Below are 18046 nucleotides of genomic sequence, written 5' to 3'. Positions count from 1 at the left end.
CAAACGCAATCTGCTCTTCCGTGTATCTCGACTTCTTCATGTCCCAGCTCCTTGCCCGCAGGCTTCAAAGGGCCGGAAAACTCTCACTCAGCTTGGATGAAAAAATAGGGAGGACGTCAATGTCGGAAACGGATAAAGTTGGGTTAACCGCGCTGACGGGCTTGGCCGGCTGAAATCAACCAAAATGCTTTCCGGCCGTCACCAAGTCAAATTAAGTCCATATTGACCAATAAGGGAAACGCCATCGCCATTACCGCTCCCGTAACCAGTCATAACAGGGAGTAGACATGGACAGGATCTTTGCCATTTGCCGCGCCATGCGGTGGGGCGCCGGAATCATCGCGATGAGCGTCGGCTGTGTCGACGCGGCGATTGCCCAGGAGGCGTCGAGCGCATGGAGCCTGTCGGCCGAATACACGGTCGATCTCGTCGGCGTGGCATCGGGCGGCATCGAACGCGGCGTGCGCTATCTCGACAATATCGACGTGATCGCCGAGGCCGATCTCGACGCGCTGATCGGATGGCATGGCGGCAAGGCGCATGCAGCACTGCTCAACAACATGGGCGGCAAGCCCAACGATCTCGCCGGATCGATCCAGGGCATCAATAATATCGAAGTGTCGCAGGGGCGCTTCAAACTCTACGAAGCCTGGGTCGAGCAGGCGCTAGCGCCGGGCTGGTCGCTGCGGGCCGGGCTGTACGACGTCAACAGCGAATTCTACCAGAACGATGCGGCGGCATTGCTGATCTCGCCGATGTTCGGCGTCGGATCGGAACTGGCGGCGACGGGGGTCAACGGCCCGGCGATCTTTCCCTCGACGGCGCTCGCCGCCCGGCTGCGGGTCGAGGCCGGCAAGACCTATGGCGCATTCGCCGTGGTCAACGCGCGCGCCGGTACGATCGGTGACGAAAATGGCATCGACTTCACCGGCCGCGATGGCGCGCTGCTGATCGGCGAAGCGGGCTGGACGGGCAACGGCCGCATCGCCGTCGGCGCCTGGACCTATACGCGCACCCAGCCGACGATCATTCCGCCGGAAATCTCGCAAGGGCCCGGTTTTCACGCGTCGCGCGGCGTATATCTGATCGCCGAGCGTCTGCTCGCCGGCAAGGCCGACGCCCCCCGCCAGCTCGAAGGGTTTTTGCGGCTGGGGCTGTCCGAGGGGAAGACGACGCCGTTTCGCGGTGGGTGGCAAGGCGGCCTGCTGCTGAAACAGCCCTTCGCATCGCGGCCGGACAGCGCCGTTTCGATCGGGGCGGGCAGCGGCGTGCTGTCGAACAGCTATCGCAGCGCCAATCCGCCGGAACTGCCCGCACTCGGCCGGGCGGAAACGATCATCGAGGCGACCTATACCGATACGCTGATCAAGGGCGTCTCCCTGCAACCCGACATCCAATATGTCATCAACCCGGCGGCGGACCGCACGATCCGCAATGCGCTGGTGCTGGGGTTGCGCCTGACGCTGGGCTGGTCGGCGCACTGACGCTCGGGCGCACCGCACGAAAAAGGGGCATCGCGTGCCGTCACGCGATGCCCCTTTTTTTACGCTCGCCCGCCCCGAAAGGCGGACGACAGGCCGGATCAGCCCTTCTGCGCAACACCCGAAGCTGCGGCGACTTCGGCGGCAAAGTCGCTCTCTTCCTTCTCGATGCCTTCACCGAGCTGGAAGCGGACATAGTCGACCAGCTTGATCTCGGCGCCGGCGTCCTTGCCCGCCTTGGCGACGACGTCGCTGATCTTGGTCTTGCCGTCCATCACGAACAGCTGGCTGACGAGCGCATGCTCCTTGCGGAACTTGGCGATCGAACCTTCGACCATCTTGGCGATGATGTCGGCCGGCTTGCCCGATTCGGTGGCCTTTTCGGTTGCGATCGCGCGCTCGCGCTCGATCTCGCCCTCGTCCAGGTCTTCCTCGTTCAACGCCTTCGGGAAGGCTGCGGCGATGTGCATCGCCAGCTGCTTGCCGAGCGCCTGCAGCGCGTCTTCACCCGCGTCCGATTCGAGCGCGACAAGCACGCCGATCTTGCCGAGACCCGGCGACGCCTGGTTGTGGACGTAGCTGACGACCGCGCCCTTCGACACTTCGAGGCGCTTGGCGCGGCGCAGCGACTGGTTTTCGCCGATCGTCGCGATGTTGTTGGTCAGCACTTCCTCGACCGTCTTGCCCGAGGGCATCGATTCGGTCTTGAGCGCATCGACGTCGCCACCGGTCGCCAGCGCGATCTGCGCGACTTCGCGGACGAACTGCTGGAACTGGTCGTTCTTGGCAACGAAGTCGGTTTCCGAGTTCACTTCGACCGCCGCACCCTTGGTGCCGCTGGTCGCGACGGCGACGAGGCCCTCGGCCGCGGTACGGCTCGACTTCTTCTGCGCGGCGGCCAGGCCCTTGGTGCGCAGCCAGTCCAGCGCGGCGTCCATGTCGCCGGCGGTCTCGTTCAGCGCCTTCTTGCAGTCCATCATGCCCGCGCCGCTCTTCTCGCGCAGGTCCTTGACCATCGCTGCGGTGATATCAGCCATGTGCATATCCTCTATAGTCTGAATGTGTTTGCGGGCGGGGTAGAGCGCACGCCCTGCCCCGCCCGCATGAAAGCATCGTGACGGTGCTTATGCGTCGATCTGACGCTCGGCCTCCGCTGCCGCACCGGCGTCCGCCGACACCGGTTCGACGGTCAGCGCTTCCTCGACTGGAGCGACGTCCTGCGCACCCAGGTCGACGCCGCGGCGCGACTGCTGCTCCTGGTTACCGCGGGTCGCGGCGATCGCCACGGCTTCGCAGTACAGGCGGATCGCACGGCTCGCGTCGTCGTTCGCGGGAACCGGGAAGGCGATGCCGTCCGGCGAGACGTTCGAATCGAGGATCGCGACGACGGGGATGCCGAGCGTGTTGGCTTCCTTGATCGCCAGCTCTTCCTTGTTCGCGTCGATCACGAACATCACGTCGGGGATGCCGCCCATGTCGCGAATGCCGCCGAGCGACAGTTCGAGCTTGTCGCGCTCACGGGTGAGCTGCAGCACTTCCTTCTTGGTCAGGCCGTGCGTGTCGCCCGACAGCTGCTCTTCGAGCGCCTTCAAACGCTTGATCGAGTTGCTGATCGTCTTCCAGTTGGTGAGCATGCCGCCCAGCCAGCGGTGGTTGACGAAGTGCTGGCCCGAACGGCGCGCCGCATCGGCGACGGCGTCCTGCGCCTGGCGCTTGGTGCCGACGAACAGCACCTTGCCGCCGCTGGCGACCGACGACGAGATGAACTCGAGCGCACGGGCGAAGAGGGGAACGGTCTGCGACAGGTCGAGGATGTGGACGCCGTTACGGTCGCCGAAGATGTAGGGCTTCATCTTCGGGTTCCAGCGGTGGGTCTGGTGGCCGAAGTGCGCGCCGGTCTCGATCAGCTGCTGCATGGTGACGACGGGAGCCGCCATAGGATAAGTCCTTCCGGTTAATGCCTCTGGGAAGCGGATGACGGCGGCCGTTCGGCCACGCGCACCGGGCTATGATGCTTCCCATGCGGGGTTGAGGAGCGCGCCCTTAGCGAAAGCCACGCGCCCGTGCAAGCCGGAACATCCGCTTGACACATGGAACGTAGATGGAACATACAGGGTTCATACGGTGACCCAAGCCCACCCCGCCCCTTGATGGAGATCAACAAGGGGCCGAAATGGGCGAAAATCAGACGTTTATGGGAACTCACCGATAAAACATGGGTTTAGCGAGTTATCCACAGGGTGCTCGCAACCCTGCGAGGGAGTTGATTCGATGGTTGCAGTGCTATCCGGTCTGGTGTTCGTAGGCGCGTTTCTGGCGGCGGCCGGGGTGATGATCGCCACGGTCGCGCCGCAATGGCGCCGCATCGCCCGCCTCGCCTCCGGCCATATCGAACCCGCGTTCACGCCGCTGTCGCAGCTTGCCCGCGCCGAGCGCCGCATCGCCGTCAGGCGCTGGGCGTCGGCTCCGGTGCCCGCGGCCGTTCGCCGGCTACGCGCAGCCGCCTGACCCGGGCGTAGCTGGCGATGCTGAACGGGATGGTCAGCAGATAGCCGAGGCAGATCACGCTGAGCGTATGCCACGGCGCCGATACCAGCGCGGCGCCCAGGAAGACCACCGCCGCGATCGCCTCGAACCGCACGGTGCGGCGAAGGCGTAGCGAGGTCCACGAGAAGGTCGCGACGCTCGACACCATCAATAGCGCGACGAAGGCGACCCAGAGGGCGACGAGCCAGGGTGACGTGAAGATCGGCTCATCGGTCCAGAACCAGAAATACATCGGCAGCATGGCGAGGCCTGCCCCGGCGGGCGCCGGAACACCGGTCAAGAACCCCGCCGATTTGTGCGGTTGATCCGTCTCGTCGATCTTGGCGTTGAAGCGGGCGAGACGCAAAGCGCAGAACACCGCCAGCACCAATGCGCTGATCCAGCCGATGCGGGGCAGCGCGGCAAGCGACCAGAGGTAGAGGATCAACGCCGGCGCCACACCGAACGAAATGGCGTCGGACAGCGAATCGAGCTCGGCACCGAAGCGGCTTTCGCCGTGCAGCATGCGCGCGATACGGCCGTCGAGACCGTCGAGCACACCGGCGATCATGATCATGGCAACCGCGCTCTGCCATTCGCCGCCGATCGCGAAGCGGACGCCGCTAAGGCCCGAACATAGCGCAAGGGCGGTGACCGCATTGGGCGCCACCGCGCGCAGCGGCAGGCCCCGCGGACGGCGAGGCAGGCGACGGCCGGCGAACCGGCCTTGCGACAGCGGGGGGCGCTGCTCCGACGAATCGTCCATTATTGGGCGATGCCGGTGACGGGCACGCCGCCGACGCGGCCGATGACGGTCTCACCGGCGATCGAGCGCTGGCCCAATGTCACCTGCGGGATGATATCGTCTGGCAGGAAGACGTCGACACGGCTGCCGAAGCGGATCAGGCCGATACGCTGGCCGGTCGCAACCATGTCGCCCGGCTTGACGAAGGGTACGATGCGGCGCGCGACAAGGCCGGCGATCTGGGTAAAGCCGATGCGGCGACCGTCGCGACCTTCGACGACGATATGCTGGCGTTCGTTCTCATCCGATGCCTTGTCGAGATCGGCGTTGAGGAATTTGCCGCTGATATAGACGACCTGGCGGATCGTGCCGGCGATCGGCGTGCGATTGATGTGGACGTCGAACACCGACATGAAGATCGACACGCGCGTGAGCGGCGCATCGCCGAGGTCGCCGACCAGCTCGCGCGGCACTGGCACCTTCTGGATCATCGTGACGAGGCCGTCAGCGGGCGCGATGATCAGCCCCTCGCCCGTTGGCGTCGTACGGACGGGATCGCGGAAGAAGGTGAGCACCCAGACGACGACCGCGAGCAGCGGCCAGAACAGCACCTTGGTGAGCACCGTGCCGAGCAATGTGATGCCGAGGGCGATGGCGGCGTATTTGTGTCCTTCGGGGTGAACCGAGGGGAAGCGCCACTTGACGGTCGTCGTCGGCAGCGGCGTGTGGGGAGGCTTTTCAAGCGATGACATAACGCGCAGGTGTAACCGTGACGTTCCTGCAACACAACGCTCTCGGGCCGAAGGCGCGCGCCGGTGGTTGATCCGCGTGGCGCTTGTGCCTAGACGCACACGCAAACTCCCCTTGCAGGAAGAGCATATGGCCAAGATTCAGGTGAAGACGCCCGTCGTGGAGATCGACGGCGACGAAATGACGCGCATCATCTGGGAATGGATCCGCGAACGCCTCATCAAGCCGTATCTCGACATCCAGCTCGATTATTACGACCTCGGCGTCGAGCACCGCGATGCGACCGAAGACAAGGTGACAGTCGACGCCGCCAAGGCGACGCAGAAATATGGCGTCGCGGTGAAGTGCGCGACGATCACGCCGGACGAGGCGCGCGTCGAGGAATTCGGCCTCAAGAAGATGTGGAAGTCGCCGAACGGCACGATCCGCAACATCCTGGGCGGCGTGGTGTTCCGCGAGCCGATCGTCATCAAGAACGTCCCCCGTCTGATCCCGGGCTGGACGCACCCGATCGTCGTCGGCCGTCACGCGTTCGGCGACCAGTATAAGGCGACCGATTTCCGCGTTCCGGGCCCGGGCAAGCTGCGCCTGGTCTTCGAAGGCGAAGACGGCACCGTGATCGACGAAGAAGTCTTCCAGTTCCCGTCGTCGGGCGTCGCGATGGGCATGTACAACCTGGACGATTCGATCCGCGATTTCGCCCGTGCGTCGATGCATTACGGCCTGAACCTGAAGTGGCCGGTGTACCTCAGCACCAAGAACACGATCCTGAAGGCCTATGACGGCCGCTTCAAGGACCTGTTCGCCGAGGTGTTCGAGGCCGAGTTCAAGGACAAGTTCAAGGAAGCGGGCATCGTCTACGAACACCGCCTGATCGACGACATGGTCGCATCGGCGCTGAAGTGGAACGGCGAGTTCGTGTGGGCGTGCAAGAACTATGACGGCGACGTGCAGTCGGACCAGGTCGCGCAGGGCTTCGGCTCGCTGGGTCTGATGACCTCGGTGCTGCTGACCCCGGACGGCAAGACGGTCGAGGCGGAAGCGGCGCACGGCACCGTCACGCGCCACTATCGCCAGCACCAGCAGGGCAAGGCGACGTCGACCAACCCGATCGCGTCGATCTTCGCCTGGACCGGCGGCCTGAAGTATCGCGGCAAGTTCGACAACACGCCAGACGTCGTCCGCTTCGCCGAGACGCTGGAGCGCGTGTGCATCGAGTGCGTCGAGAACGGCCAGATGACCAAGGATCTCGCGATCCTGATCGGCCCAGATCAGCCCTGGATGACGACCGAGCAGTTCTTCGAGGCGGTGCGTTCGAACCTCGAGCAGAAGATGGCGAACTGGGCGTAAGCCCGTCGTCTAACGACTAAAAGAAGGCCCGGATGCGTCGCGCGTCCGGGCCTTCTTTCGTGTCGGCGATCAGTCGTCGGCGTCGCCGTGATTACCGTAGCCGGCACCCGATTCGTCGGGGACGCTGGTATCGGGCACCGCGCCGTCAGGGCGTTCGTTGGGTTCGGGCGTGTCGGGATCGGTCATGCTGCGCTCCTGCCGGCCGCATCAGTGCGGGATGGGAGAACGCACGGATGCGCCCCACTTATCCCTCACGCGCGACAGATCGGCGCGGCGATAGATGGTGATACCCAGCGCCCGCGCGACCGGGTAATAGTCCGTGGCCAGCGTCGCGTGGATCATCGCTTCGGATCGGCCGACGGCGATTGCTGGGGGTTTGGCGGCGAGGACCCGCATAAGCTCGCGACGCGGATCGACCCCGATCGCGCCCGCCTCGCTCGGTTCTACGAGGTGAGGCGGAAACGGATAGCGGGTCGGCAGACAGGCGTGCGCCGCGGTGTACAGTGCAGGCGGCGCATCGAAGACGAAGGGGCAGCCATGATCGCGATCCTGCCCGAAGGCAGCGGCGAGCGATGCGAGCTGGCGACGGATCATCGCGGTCTCGCCCCAGTGTGGATAACCACTCAGATACAGCATCACCGCACCGGCCAGCGCCGCCAGCCAGCGCAGCGCCGGGCGATCGAGCGCGATGCCGGCCGCGACCGCGAGGGGCACCAGCAGCGGCAGGGCATAATGGTTGAAATAGGGGGGGACGAGCAGCCAGCCGATGATCGCGCTCGCCAGCCAGCCGGCGAGGAACAAGCGGCGTTGCCCATAGTGCATCGCGAGACCGCGCACCGCCAGGCCGAACGGCACCAGCAGTACGACGACCGCGCCGATCAGCCGCGCCGCGATCGGATCGCCGGGCGTCAGGCGCCGCAGGAAGATCGACTGGACGTTGGCGAACCACCAGGCGCCGCCCTGCCCCATGGCGGCGTAAGCGCCCGCCGCTATCAGGGTCGGGAGCAAGGCGGCGAACGCGTAAACTAGGGCATCCCGGGCGGTGCGCGCGTGGCTGCGTTGGTGACGCCATGACGCGACCAACAGCGTCACTCCGAAGAACCCGCCTTCGAACACCACGGTCGGCTTGATCTGAAGCGCGACGCCGACCAGCAGCATCGCCGCGATCCCGCTGCGGCGTCGGCCCGCCAGCGTCTGCCAGGTCAGCCATGCGGCCAGCACCATCGGCAGGTCGTAGAAGACCGGCGACTGCCCGCCGCGCCCGCCGATCAGCGACAGCCAGACGAGGTACAGGATGGCGCCGGCGAGCGCGGCTTTCGGTCCGGCAAAGGGGCGCACGAGCATCGCGATGCATCCCGCCGTCGCCACCGCCGCGGTCAGCGCGACGAGATGATAGGCGATGATCGCGTCGATCGGCAGCGCGGCACTGGCGGCGTAGATCAGGAACAGACCGATCGGCTTGCGATCCCAGATGTCGAAATAGGGAATCGCGCCGTCCCACATCCGCTGGCCGACGAGCAGGTACATCTGTTCATCGAGATCGACGAGCGGGTTGCCGATATCAGGCAGCCGCAGCGCCAGCGCGACGAGCGCGAGGATCAGCCAGATGCGGCGCGAGGTCATGGATTTCCCGATGCGCCCGTCATGGTTAGCGGGTGCCTAACGGCGGCGGGGGGCGATCGCGTTGCTACGGCGGGACTGTTCCCCGTGATCTCGTCGCAGGATCGGATGCCTGCTTCCTCGTTCGCTGCGGTCGGGGTAAAAGCGGGACCCCGGATCAAGTCCGGGGTGACGAGGGGGGGCTCTCATGAGCGTGGCGGGCATGTCAGGATGTCTTCGCGATGGTACGGGCAGTGCCCGAAAACGCCCCGTCATCCCCGCCTTGTGCTGGGATCCCGCTTCTTTGTCGCCGCGCCCGGAGCAGTAGCGGGACCCCGGATCAGGTCCGGGGTGACGAGGGTTGCTTGGCACTCCCCCCGTCAGAACAGCTCGCCCTGCGGGCCGGCAGGCGGGCGGAACAGGTCGGTACGGAGCGTCACGCCGCGGTTGGCGAGGCGGTGCTTGCGGCAGGCAATGGCGAAGCGGGTGCGCATCAGCTCGGCCCATGGCCCTGCCCCCTGCATACGCGTGAAGAAACCGGGATCGTTGTCGCGGCCGCCGCGCAGGCTCTGGATCGTCGCCATCACCTTGCCCGCCCGATCGGGGAAGTGGGTGTCGAGCCAGGCACGAAACAGCGGCGCGACCTCGTGCGGCAAGCGGACGGGGATGAAGAAGCACGCGCGGGCGCCCGCCCCTGCCGCACGTTCGACCAGATGCTCGATCTCATGATCGGTGATGGCGGGGATCACGGGCGCGATCGAGACATAGACCGGTACGCCCGCATCGGCGAGCGCGCGCACCGCCTTCAGCCGCCGTTCGGGATGCGGCGCGCGCGGTTCGATCGTCATGGCGACACGCGGATCGAGCGAGGTGATCGACACTGCAACCGCCGCCAGTCCCTCGGCGGCCATGGGGGCCAGCAGATCGATATCGCGGATCACGCGGTCCGCTTTGGTCGTGATCGTCAGCGGATGCCGTGTCTCGCGCAGCACCTCCAGCACGGCGCGGGTGATCCGCCAATCGCTCTCGATCGGCTGATAGGGGTCGGTGTTGGTGCCCAGCGCGATCGGCGCGACGGCATAGCCGGGCTTGCCCAGCTCGGCGCGGAGCAGCTCCGCCGCCTGTGGCTTGGCGAATAGCCGGCTTTCGAAATCGAGGCCGGGCGACAAATCGTGAAAGGCGTGCGTCGGCCGTGCGAAGCAGTAGATGCAGCCGTGCTCGCAACCGCGATACGGGTTGATCGAGCGATCGAAGCCGACGTCGGGCGAGGCGTTTCGGCTGATGATCGTGCGGGGCTGCTCGATCGTCACGCTGGTGCGCAGCGGTGGCGCTTCGCCGTCGATCTCCTCGCGCGCGTCGAGCCAGTCGCCGTCCGCCTCCACCTGCGGCATGTTGAAGCGGCGGCTTTCGCTATTCAGCGTCGCGCCGCGGACGGCGCGTCGGGGCTTGGGACCGGCCATTGCCTAAGGCTAGGCGCAGACGTAGAACGTATCAAGAACGAAATGGGAGCATTCGATGGCGCGTCTGAACTATCTCGAGCTGCCGGTGGGGGATCGCGCGCGGGTCAAGGCGTTCTACGCCGAGGCCTTCGGCTGGACCTTCACCGATTACGGGCCGGACTATGCCGCGACGACCAGCGGCGACACCGATGTCGGACTGGATGCGGCACCGGATCGCGTCGCGGCGCCGCTGCCGGTGATCGAGGTGGACGATCTGGAGGCGGCCCTCGCTGCGGTCGAGGCTGCGGGCGGGCGCGTGACCGTGCCGATCTTCGCCTTCCCGGGCGGCCGGCGCTTTCACCTCGCCGACCCGGACGGGCATGTGCTGGCGGTGATGCAGCCGGCGTGACCGTCGCGCCGGCCGGCTTCGGTCAGCGGCGTGCCTTCGCCAGCTTCTTGAGCACCATGTCGCGCTTCAGGCGGCTGATATGGTCGATGAAGAGCACGCCGTTGAGGTGGTCGATCTCGTGCTGCATGCAGGTGGCGAGCAGGCCGGTCAGCTCTTCCTCATGCGCGGCGCCGGTCTCGTCCTGCCAGCGGACACGGCACGATGCGGGGCGCTGGACGTCGGCGTACTGTTCGGGGATGGACAGGCAGCCTTCGTTATAGGTGCTCGTCTCGTCGCTGACCGACAGGACTTCGGGGTTGATATAGGCCTTGGGCGCCTTGATCGGCTTGTCGTCCTCGTCCTTTTCCTCCTGCAGGTCGATGACGAGAATGCGCTGATCGACGCCGACCTGGATCGCGGCGAGGCCGATGCCATGCGCAGCGTACATCGTGTCGATCATGTCCTGCACGAAGGCGCGCGTCTCATCGGTGATCGAGTCGACGGGCTTGGAGATCAGGCGCAGGCGCGGATCGGGGATTTCGACGATGGGAAGAACTGCCATCGCGCGGAGCTAGGTCCCGGGGCGTTTGCCGTCAAGATTGGGGTGACCTCGCGATCAGGCGACCGGCCGTCTTGCGCGCAGGGCCTGGGCCAACGTGCCTTCGTCGAGATAGTCGAGTTCGCCGCCGACCGGCAGGCCGTGCGCGAGCTGGGTGACGCGGACGGGAAAGCGCTCGATCCGGTCGGCGAGATAATGAGCGGTCGTCTGGCCCTCCAGCGTGGCGTTCATCGCGAGAACGACCTCGTCGATGCCGCCCGCCTCGATCCGGGCGACGAGCGCGTCGATGGCGAGGTCTTCGGGGCGCACGCCCTCGAGGGCCGACAGGCGGCCGCCAAGCACATGGAAGCGACCGGGAAACAGACGCGAGCGTTCGAGCGCCCACAGGTCGGCCACCTCTTCTACCACGCACAACGACCGTTGATCGCGGCGCGGATCGGCGCAGATCGCGCAGGGGTTGGCCGTATCGACGTTGCCGCAGATGCCGCACGTCTCCAGCCGCTCGTCCACTGCCTCCAGCGCGGCGCGCAACGGGCCGAGCGCGGCCTCGCGTTTCTTCAGCAGGTGCAGCACCGCGCGACGGGCGGATCGGGGGCCGAGGCCAGGAAGGCGCGCGAGCGCCTGGGTCAGCGCCTCGATTTCGGGGGATGCCATGTGGAACAGATAGGGGGTTGCGCCCTGCCCCGCCAGCGCGTTGAAGGCCCCCATGCGGATCATCTTCATGGGAACCCCGGCCTTCGCGCGCGACGTGCTGGATGCGGTGCTGGCAGCGCCGGGGCATCAGGTCGTCGCGGTCTATACGCAACCGGCACGGCCGGGCGGTCGGCGCGGGCGCGAATTGGTCAAATCGCCGGTCCAGCTTCGCGCCGAAGAGGCAGGCCTACCGGTATACGATCCGGTCAGCCTGAAGGGCGCCGAGGCACAGGCGACGTTTGCTGCACTGAATGCGGACGTGGCGGTAGTGGCAGCTTACGGGCTGCTGTTGCCGCAGGCGATCCTCGATGCCCCAAAGCATGGTTGCCTCAACGTCCACGGCTCGCTGTTGCCGCGCTGGCGCGGGGCGGCGCCCGTGCAGCGTGCGATCCTGGCCGGCGATGCCGAGACGGGGGTCGGGATCATGCAGATGGAGGCGGGGCTCGATACCGGCCCCGTGCGGCTGGAGGGGCGAGTCGCGATCGAGCGGCAGACCGCGGGCGAACTCACCGATGCGCTGGCGGCGCTGGGCGGGCGGCTGATGGTGGACGTGCTCGACGATCTGGAGGGCCATCCGCCGGTGCCGCAGCCCGAGGACGGCATCACCTATGCCCGCAAGATCGACAAGGCCGAGGCGCGGATCGACTTCACGAAAAGCGCAGTCGAGGTCGAGCGGCTGATCCGCGCTATGAACCCGGCGCCGGGGGCCTGGGTGGAGATAGCCGGCGAGCGGGTGAAACTGCTCGCTGCCGAGGTGCTGCCCTTCTCCTTCCCCGGCGGCGAGGGGACGACGGTGGATGCGGCGCTGACGATCGCATGCGGCGACGGTGCGATTCGTCCGACTCTGGTGCAGCGCGCCGGGCGCGGCGTGACGAGCGCGGAGGAGATGCTGCGGGGCTTCCCGGTGCGGTCGGGGACGCAGCTTTGACGCGGTTCGCGCTGACGATCGAATATGACGGCCGGCCGTTCATGGGCTGGCAGCGGCAGAAGCACGGGCCGAGCGTGCAAGCGGCGCTGGAGGAGGCGGTGTTCGCGGTCACCGGCGAGACGGCCGCGGTGCACGCCGCGGGGCGGACCGATGCGGGCGTGCATGGGCTGGGCATGCGCGCGCATGTCGATATCGCCAAGACGATCGCGCCGTTCCGGTTGATGGAGGCGCTCAACGCGCGGGTGCGGCCGGCGCCGGTCGCGGTACTCGACTGCGTGGAGGTGGCAGACGATTGGCATGCACGCTTTTCGTGCGTCGGGCGCAGTTACGAATATCGCATCGTCAACCGGCGCGCGCCGCTGACCTGGGAAGCGGGGCTGGCGTGGCAGGTGCCGCAGCCGCTCGACGCCGAGGCAATGGCGGCGGCGGCGGCGGTGCTGGTCGGACGGCACGACTTTACCACCTTCCGCTCCGCACATTGCCAAGCCGACAGTCCGGTGCGGACGCTGGATATGCTATCCGTCGAGCGGAATGGCGATCAGATCGCGGTACGGGCGGCGGCTCGGTCGTTCCTGCACCATCAGGTGCGGTCGATGGTGGGGTGTCTGGCGCTGGTCGGACGGGGGCAGTGGTCGGTTGCCGACGTCGCCGATGCGCTCGCGGCGCGGGATCGCGCGCGGCTGGGGCTGAATGCACCGCCGGATGGGTTGTTCTTCATGACGGCGGTGTATTGATTCACGCGAAGGCGCGAAGGGTACATCGACAGGACGGAGGCCGTCCTGCCAACCGCCGACGGTGGCGTCTGCCGATCGCGGCGCCCTGGCAGGACCTCTTCGCGGCGTCGTGCGAACCCTTTAGCGAACGAATCGCGCGGCGAGTTCGACGTGGGTGGACCAGCGGAACTGGCCGACGGGCTGGATCCAGTCGATCCGCCAGCCACCCTCCACCATCATCTTCGCATCACGCGCGAAGCTGCTGGGATTGCACGAAACATAGCCGATGACCTTGGTCTGGCACGCGGCGAGCGCCTCTGCCTGATCGCGGGCGCCGGCGCGCGGCGGATCGATGACGATCGCATCGAAGCGGTCGAGCTCCGCCACGGTAAGCGGACGGCGGAACAGGTCCCGATGTTCGGTGAAGATCGGGCGCCCGCCATGAGCCGCTCCGGCTTTCAGCGCCATGATCGCATCCCGCGCGCCCTCGGCAGCGTACACTCGCGCCGGCAGGGCGAGGGCGAAGGTGCCGAGGCCCGCGAACAGATCGGCGATCGTGCCCGCGCCTTTGGTCGCTTCGCGCATGGCGGCGACCAGCGCATCCTCGCCTTCCTGCGTCGCCTGCAGGAACGATGCGGGCGGCAGCGGCACGGGGTGCCCGCCGAGCGTGATGGTCACCGGCTGCGGCTCCCAGCGCGTTTCGAACCCGTCGCCGCTGTCGAGCGTGAAGCGGGCGATGCCGTGTCGCTCGCAAAAGGCCGTGATCGTCTCCGCGGCGGCAAGGCCGTCTGCGGACAGGTTTGTGACGAGGATGTCGGGGCCCTGATCGGACAGGGTCAGGTGGACGTCGCCGCGGCGCTTGAAACCGAGCTTCTGCAGCAAGGCGCGGAGCGGCGCGACCACCGCGAACAGTTCTGGCGCGAGGATGTGGCATTCGCGCACGTCGACGATGGCGTGGCTCTTCTCGGCGGAGAAGCCCAGCAGGATACGGCCGCCCTTGCTCTCGACATGCAGCGTCGCGCGGCGGCGGGTTTGCGGCGGCGAGACGAGCGGCGCGCGCAACGGCGCGGTCAGCCCCTGCGCGTCCAGCGCGCTGGCAACGCGATCGGTGACGAAGGCGGCGTAGGATTCGTCGTCGAGATGCTGGAGCTGGCAGCCGCCGCATTCCGGGAAATGGCGGCACGGCGGCGTCTGGTGATGCGGGCCGTGGGTCAGCGTACCTTCGGGGCCGAGCAGATCGCCGGGCGCCGCGAAGGCGGCATGGCGACCGTTGGCAGTGACGCCATCACCACGCGCGGCTACGCGGACAATCGTATCGGGGGGCAGAATCGTATCGGAATCGGTCATCCGCCCGCCCTGACGGGCGTCAGCGCATTTGCCAAGTCGTCGGCGATGAAGCTGGCGCCGAGCCGGCGGGCCGCCTGCGCGTGCAGCCAGACGCCCGCACTCGCTGCCGCGAGCGGATCGGTGCCGGCATGGGCAAGTTGCGCCGCGATCGCGCCGGCCAGCACGTCGCCGGTGCCGGCGGTCGACAGCCAGGGGTTGCCGCGCGGATGCACGATGGTGCGAGCGGGCGCGGCGACGATGGTCGTGGGGCCCTTCAAAACGACGACGGCGCCGGTGCGCCGCACTGCCGTACGCGCGCGATCGACCAAGGAACCCGCGATTTCGCCGAACAGGGCTTTGAACTCGCCCGCGTGCGGTGTCAGGATGACGGGGTGGGACCGCCCGGCAAGCGTGTCCGGGTCGAGCAGGTGCAGCGCGTCGCCATCGACGACCAGTGCGTGATCGTCGGCGGCGATTAGCGCCTTCAAGCGCTGCCGTGCGTCGTCGTCGCGTCCCAGCCCCGGACCGATCAGGATAGCGCCAATCCGCGGGTCGGTCAGCGCGTCGGCATCAAAGGGGCGGTGAACGAGCGCGTCGGGACCACCGCGGCCGCCGTCGCCATAGAGCGCGACATAGCCCGCTCCGCTGCGCAGGGCGGCGATGCCGGAGAGCCGCGCGGCGCCTTCCATCGCGCCGACGACCACGGCGACCATGCCGCGCGTATATTTGTGCGACTCGGGCCCGGGCTGTGGCAGATGCGGCGGCGTTGCGACGACACAGTCGGCGGGTCGCTCGCTGAGACCCAGGTCGATCAGGCGGATCGTGCCGCAGGCGCTGGCCGCCGGTTCGAGGACATGCGCCGACTTGAGGGCGCCGAGCGCAAGGGTGAGCGTCGCGGGGTGTGTCGCAACCCAATCGGGCATGGCGCCCGTGTCGGCATCGACGCCGCTCGGCAGATCGGCGGCGATCACGACCTGCGCTGCACCGGCAAGGCGGGCAAGCGCTGCGTCGGTGGCGCGGGGCAGCGGTCGCGACAGCCCCGTGCCGAACAGGCAGTCGATCAGGACCGGCGCAGGCCGTGCCGAGTTCAGCGACTCGACATCGCCCTGCCAGCCCCGGTGTGCGGCGGAGGCGGCGGGTGTGCGAGGGGCCTCATCCGCCGCGACTCGTACGCTCAAGCCGAGACGTTGCAGAACCGATGCGGCGACATAGCCGTCGCCGCCGTTGTTGCCGGGTCCGCAGAGCACGAGCACATCGGCGCCTGCAGTCAGACGGCGCACGGCAGCGGCAATGCCCTCGCCTGCGCATTGCATCAGCGTTTCGACAGAAATGCCCGACGCGACGGCGGCATCCTCCGCGGCGCGCATCTGTGCTGCGGTCAGGATCGGCTGGCCTTCGGGCGGAATCATTGTGTCGACGCGATCGTCGCGGGCAGGCGGTAGCGATCGCTCCCGATCGCCACCTCGATCGACTGCGGATCGATGATCGAAACGCGCGCCACCTGCGCCCCGTCGGCCGCGATGACGCCGCGACCGTCCTGCGTGACGCGCAAGCGGTGAAAACCCCCATCGTCGTGGCGGACGGTGAGGATCAGCCCGCGATCCTCCCGCGTCCGTTCCACCGTGCAAGTTCGACGCAATGCGTCGCTGCCGTGCGCGCAGAGGATCAGGTCTGCGTCGTCGGCGGCGCTGCGCTGATCGCTTTCCGCCTTGGTCAGCGCCTGGGTATTCGCTGTGTCGGCACCACGATCACCGCAGGCGGCAAGCAGAAGCAGTGCCGTTCCCGCCACCACCCTGCCCGCCGCCAGCGGACGATCAGATATCCGCATAGACGTGGCGTTCGGCCTTTGCGCCGGGGTGGGTGACAGCGCCTTGGAAGGCGGGACCGACGTTCTGGGCATAGCGCCACAATGCGCCCGCGCCGTAATCGTTCACGCGCGGCGTCCAAGCGGCGCGGCGCGCGTCGAGCGTGGCGTCGTCGACCAGCAGATCGATCGTGCCCGCCTCGGCGTCGATGCGGATCGTGTCGCCGTCCTCGACCAAGGCGATCGGGCCGCCTTCGGCCGCCTCGGGTCCGACGTGGCCGATGCAGAACCCCCGCGTCCCGCCCGAGAAGCGGCCATCGGTGATCAGCGCGACCTTTTCGCCCATGCCGAGACCGTAGAGCGCCGCGGTGGTCGACAGCATTTCGCGCATGCCCGGGCCGCCCTTCGGTCCTTCGTAGCGGATGACGATCACCTCGCCCTCGTTGATCGCGCGCGCTTCGACGGCGGCAAAGGCGTCTTCCTCGCAATCGAAGCACCGCGCCGGGCCTTCGAACTGCAGGCGGTGCATGCCCGCGACCTTCACGATCGCGCCATTGGGGGCGAGGCTGCCACGCAGACCGACGACACCGCCGGTCGGCGTGATCGGCGTGGCGATATCGTAGATGACCTTCTGGTCGGGGTTCCACGTCACCTGATCGATATTCTCGCCGAGCGTCTTGCCGGTGACGGTCATGCAATTGCCATCGAGGAAGCCGCCAGCGAGCATCGTCTTCATCAGCATGTAGACGCCACCCGCCTCATGCATATCCTTGGCGACATACTGGCCACCGGGCTTCAGGTCTGCGATGTAGGGTGTTGTTTTAAAAGCCTCTGCGACGTCGAACAGGTCGAAATCGATACCGGCTTCGTTCGCCATCGCGGGCAGGTGGAGCGCGGCATTGGTCGAGCCGCCGGTCGCGGCGACGACGCGCGCGGCGTTGATGAAGGCTTCACGCGTGCAGATGTCGCGCGGGCGCAGGTTGCGCGCCACCAGCTCCATCACCTGCGCGCCTGCGGCCACGGCGATCTGCTCACGCGTGGTGTAAGGCGCCGGCACCATGTTGCTGTTCGGAAGCGATAAACCGATCGCCTCGCCCACGCAGGCCATGGTGTTGGCGGTGAACTGACCACCGCATGCGCCGTGACCCGGGCAGGCGACCTTTTCCAGCTCATGCACCTCGGACAGCGGACATGCGCCGGCGGCGTACTTGCCGACGACCTCGAACACGTCGACGACGGTAACGTCGCGGTCGTGGAAGCGGCCCGGCAGGATCGATCCGCCATAGACGAAAATCGACGGGATATTGAGGCGCAGCATCGCCATCATCATGCCGGGCAACGACTTGTCGCAGCCGGCGAAGCCGACCAGCGCGTCGTAGCAATGGCCGCGGACCGACACCTCGACCGAATCGGCGATGACCTCGCGGCTGACCAAGCTGGCCTTCATGCCCTGATGGCCCATCGCGATGCCGTCGGTGACGGTGATCGTGTTAAACCGGCGTGGCATGCCGCCGCCCTGGATCACGCCCGCTTGCGCGGCATCGGCCTGTGCGTTGAGCGTCGTGTTGCACGGCGCTGAATTGTTACCGGCGCTCGCCAACGCGACGAAGGGCTTGGCGATATCCTCTTCGCTGAGGCCCATCGCATAATAATAGCTGCGATGGGGCGCGCGTTCGGGGCCGACGGAGACATGGCGGCTGGGCAGGCTGGTTTTGTCGAACTGGGTCATGGCGACGCCCTATGTC

Annotated in this window: 18 protein-coding genes; 6 read left to right on the top strand and 12 right to left on the bottom strand. The window is 67.1% G+C overall.

Annotation, left to right across the window (positions count from 1 at the left end; translation table 11 throughout):
* Positions 1-287: 287 nt before the first annotated feature.
* Positions 288-1484, top strand: coding sequence for a carbohydrate porin (locus ACP690_RS14820; RefSeq protein WP_426261394.1), 1197 nt, complete (start codon positions 288-290; stop codon positions 1482-1484).
* 98 nt (positions 1485-1582) lie between these two features.
* On the opposite strand, the gene tsf is transcribed toward ACP690_RS14820, so the two are convergent.
* Entirely contained in the window at positions 1583-2518 is a 936-nt protein-coding gene (tsf, locus tag ACP690_RS14815) for a translation elongation factor Ts (protein WP_426261395.1), read from the bottom strand.
* Positions 2519-2605: 87 nt separating this feature from the next.
* On the bottom strand, positions 2606-3418 hold the full coding sequence (rpsB, locus tag ACP690_RS14810) for a 30S ribosomal protein S2 (protein WP_017978965.1): 813 nt from the start codon (positions 3416-3418) through the stop codon (positions 2606-2608).
* Between the two features lie 334 nt (positions 3419-3752).
* Here rpsB and ACP690_RS14805 point away from each other — a divergent pair, with 334 nt between their 5' ends.
* Positions 3753-3989 carry a hypothetical protein gene (locus tag ACP690_RS14805; protein WP_018250733.1) on the top strand — a complete coding sequence of 79 codons (237 nt, stop codon included), beginning with the start codon at positions 3753-3755 and terminating at the stop codon, positions 3987-3989.
* Here the strand turns inward: ACP690_RS14805 and ACP690_RS14800 are convergent.
* Positions 3928-4773, bottom strand: a complete 846-nt coding sequence (locus ACP690_RS14800) for a CDP-alcohol phosphatidyltransferase family protein (RefSeq protein WP_426261396.1) — start codon at positions 4771-4773, stop codon at positions 3928-3930. The genes ACP690_RS14805 and ACP690_RS14800 overlap by 62 nt on opposite strands.
* Positions 4773-5504 carry a phosphatidylserine decarboxylase gene (locus tag ACP690_RS14795; RefSeq protein ID WP_063689534.1) on the bottom strand — a complete coding sequence of 244 codons (732 nt, stop codon included), beginning with the start codon at positions 5502-5504 and terminating at the stop codon, positions 4773-4775. Before ACP690_RS14795 ends, ACP690_RS14800 begins: the two co-directional genes overlap by 1 nt.
* 127 nt (positions 5505-5631) lie before the next feature.
* On the opposite strand from ACP690_RS14795, the gene ACP690_RS14790 reads away from it, so the two are divergent.
* Positions 5632-6852, top strand: coding sequence for an NADP-dependent isocitrate dehydrogenase (locus ACP690_RS14790; protein ID WP_017978968.1), 1221 nt, complete (start codon positions 5632-5634; stop codon positions 6850-6852).
* A 207-nt stretch (positions 6853-7059) separates the two neighbouring features.
* On the opposite strand, the gene ACP690_RS14785 is transcribed toward ACP690_RS14790, so the two are convergent.
* Positions 7060-8475 (bottom strand): hypothetical protein, encoded by a 1416-nt coding sequence (locus tag ACP690_RS14785; protein WP_426261397.1) that lies wholly within the window; start codon positions 8473-8475, stop codon positions 7060-7062.
* A 356-nt stretch (positions 8476-8831) separates the two neighbouring features.
* Positions 8832-9911, bottom strand: a complete 1080-nt coding sequence (locus ACP690_RS14780; RefSeq protein ID WP_426261398.1) for a PA0069 family radical SAM protein — start codon at positions 9909-9911, stop codon at positions 8832-8834.
* Between the two features lie 55 nt (positions 9912-9966).
* Between ACP690_RS14780 and ACP690_RS14775 the strand changes: the two genes are divergently transcribed.
* Complete coding sequence (locus ACP690_RS14775) at positions 9967-10299, top strand: VOC family protein (protein WP_426261399.1); 333 nt, start codon at positions 9967-9969, stop codon at positions 10297-10299.
* 22 nt (positions 10300-10321) lie between these two features.
* On the opposite strand, the gene def is transcribed toward ACP690_RS14775, so the two are convergent.
* Complete coding sequence (gene def / locus ACP690_RS14770; RefSeq protein WP_295560166.1) at positions 10322-10840, bottom strand: peptide deformylase; 519 nt, start codon at positions 10838-10840, stop codon at positions 10322-10324.
* Between the two features lie 54 nt (positions 10841-10894).
* The gene (recR, locus tag ACP690_RS14765; RefSeq protein WP_024310551.1) at positions 10895-11491 is read right to left on the bottom strand and encodes a recombination mediator RecR; all 597 of its coding nucleotides are present in this window, start codon (positions 11489-11491) and stop codon (positions 10895-10897) included.
* A 52-nt stretch (positions 11492-11543) separates the two neighbouring features.
* Here recR and fmt point away from each other — a divergent pair, with 52 nt between their 5' ends.
* Entirely contained in the window at positions 11544-12458 is a 915-nt protein-coding gene (gene fmt, locus ACP690_RS14760) for a methionyl-tRNA formyltransferase (protein WP_426261400.1), read from the top strand.
* Complete coding sequence (gene truA, locus ACP690_RS14755; protein WP_426261401.1) at positions 12455-13192, top strand: tRNA pseudouridine(38-40) synthase TruA; 738 nt, start codon at positions 12455-12457, stop codon at positions 13190-13192. The genes fmt and truA overlap by 4 nt, the downstream gene beginning before the upstream one ends.
* A 120-nt stretch (positions 13193-13312) precedes the next feature.
* Here the strand turns inward: truA and ACP690_RS14750 are convergent, their stop codons facing one another.
* The 4 genes from ACP690_RS14750 to ilvD are packed head-to-tail and all read right to left on the bottom strand — an operon-like array spanning position 13313 to position 18030.
* Positions 13313-14518: a class I SAM-dependent RNA methyltransferase gene (locus tag ACP690_RS14750; RefSeq protein WP_426261402.1), complete on the bottom strand. Its 1206-nt coding sequence runs from the start codon at positions 14516-14518 to the stop codon at positions 13313-13315.
* The gene (locus tag ACP690_RS14745; RefSeq protein WP_426261403.1) at positions 14515-15906 is read right to left on the bottom strand and encodes an NAD(P)H-hydrate dehydratase; all 1392 of its coding nucleotides are present in this window, start codon (positions 15904-15906) and stop codon (positions 14515-14517) included. The genes ACP690_RS14750 and ACP690_RS14745 overlap by 4 nt, the downstream gene beginning before the upstream one ends.
* Positions 15903-16325, bottom strand: coding sequence for a hypothetical protein (locus ACP690_RS14740; protein WP_426261404.1), 423 nt, complete (start codon positions 16323-16325; stop codon positions 15903-15905). The genes ACP690_RS14745 and ACP690_RS14740 overlap by 4 nt, the downstream gene beginning before the upstream one ends.
* Entirely contained in the window at positions 16312-18030 is a 1719-nt protein-coding gene (gene ilvD / locus ACP690_RS14735; protein WP_426261405.1) for a dihydroxy-acid dehydratase, read from the bottom strand. Before ilvD ends, ACP690_RS14740 begins: the two co-directional genes overlap by 14 nt.
* Positions 18031-18046: the final 16 nt, after the last annotated feature.

This window comes from Sphingomonas sp. DC4900, assembly GCF_049896485.1.
Taxonomy (GTDB): domain Bacteria; phylum Pseudomonadota; class Alphaproteobacteria; order Sphingomonadales; family Sphingomonadaceae; genus Sphingomonas; species Sphingomonas aquatilis.
This window is presented reverse-complemented; position numbering and strand designations above follow the sequence as displayed.

Coding starts and splice junctions, on each gene's coding strand:
- ACP690_RS14820 (WP_426261394.1), top strand. CDS start 288: ATGGACAGGATCTTTGCCATTTGCCGCGCCATGCGGTGGGGCGCCGGA.
- ACP690_RS14805 (WP_018250733.1), top strand. CDS start 3,753: ATGGTTGCAGTGCTATCCGGTCTGGTGTTCGTAGGCGCGTTTCTGGCG.
- rpsB (WP_017978965.1), bottom strand. CDS start 3,418: ATGGCGGCTCCCGTCGTCACCATGCAGCAGCTGATCGAGACCGGCGCG.
- ACP690_RS14740 (WP_426261404.1), bottom strand. CDS start 16,325: ATGCGGATATCTGATCGTCCGCTGGCGGCGGGCAGGGTGGTGGCGGGA.
- ACP690_RS14745 (WP_426261403.1), bottom strand. CDS start 15,906: ATGATTCCGCCCGAAGGCCAGCCGATCCTGACCGCAGCACAGATGCGC.
- ACP690_RS14775 (WP_426261399.1), top strand. CDS start 9,967: ATGGCGCGTCTGAACTATCTCGAGCTGCCGGTGGGGGATCGCGCGCGG.
- ACP690_RS14800 (WP_426261396.1), bottom strand. CDS start 4,773: ATGGACGATTCGTCGGAGCAGCGCCCCCCGCTGTCGCAAGGCCGGTTC.
- ACP690_RS14750 (WP_426261402.1), bottom strand. CDS start 14,518: ATGACCGATTCCGATACGATTCTGCCCCCCGATACGATTGTCCGCGTA.
- tsf (WP_426261395.1), bottom strand. CDS start 2,518: ATGGCTGATATCACCGCAGCGATGGTCAAGGACCTGCGCGAGAAGAGC.
- ilvD (WP_426261405.1), bottom strand. CDS start 18,030: ATGACCCAGTTCGACAAAACCAGCCTGCCCAGCCGCCATGTCTCCGTC.
- recR (WP_024310551.1), bottom strand. CDS start 11,491: ATGGCATCCCCCGAAATCGAGGCGCTGACCCAGGCGCTCGCGCGCCTT.
- fmt (WP_426261400.1), top strand. CDS start 11,544: ATGCGGATCATCTTCATGGGAACCCCGGCCTTCGCGCGCGACGTGCTG.
- ACP690_RS14780 (WP_426261398.1), bottom strand. CDS start 9,911: ATGGCCGGTCCCAAGCCCCGACGCGCCGTCCGCGGCGCGACGCTGAAT.
- ACP690_RS14790 (WP_017978968.1), top strand. CDS start 5,632: ATGGCCAAGATTCAGGTGAAGACGCCCGTCGTGGAGATCGACGGCGAC.
- ACP690_RS14795 (WP_063689534.1), bottom strand. CDS start 5,504: ATGTCATCGCTTGAAAAGCCTCCCCACACGCCGCTGCCGACGACGACC.
- def (WP_295560166.1), bottom strand. CDS start 10,840: ATGGCAGTTCTTCCCATCGTCGAAATCCCCGATCCGCGCCTGCGCCTG.
- ACP690_RS14785 (WP_426261397.1), bottom strand. CDS start 8,475: ATGACCTCGCGCCGCATCTGGCTGATCCTCGCGCTCGTCGCGCTGGCG.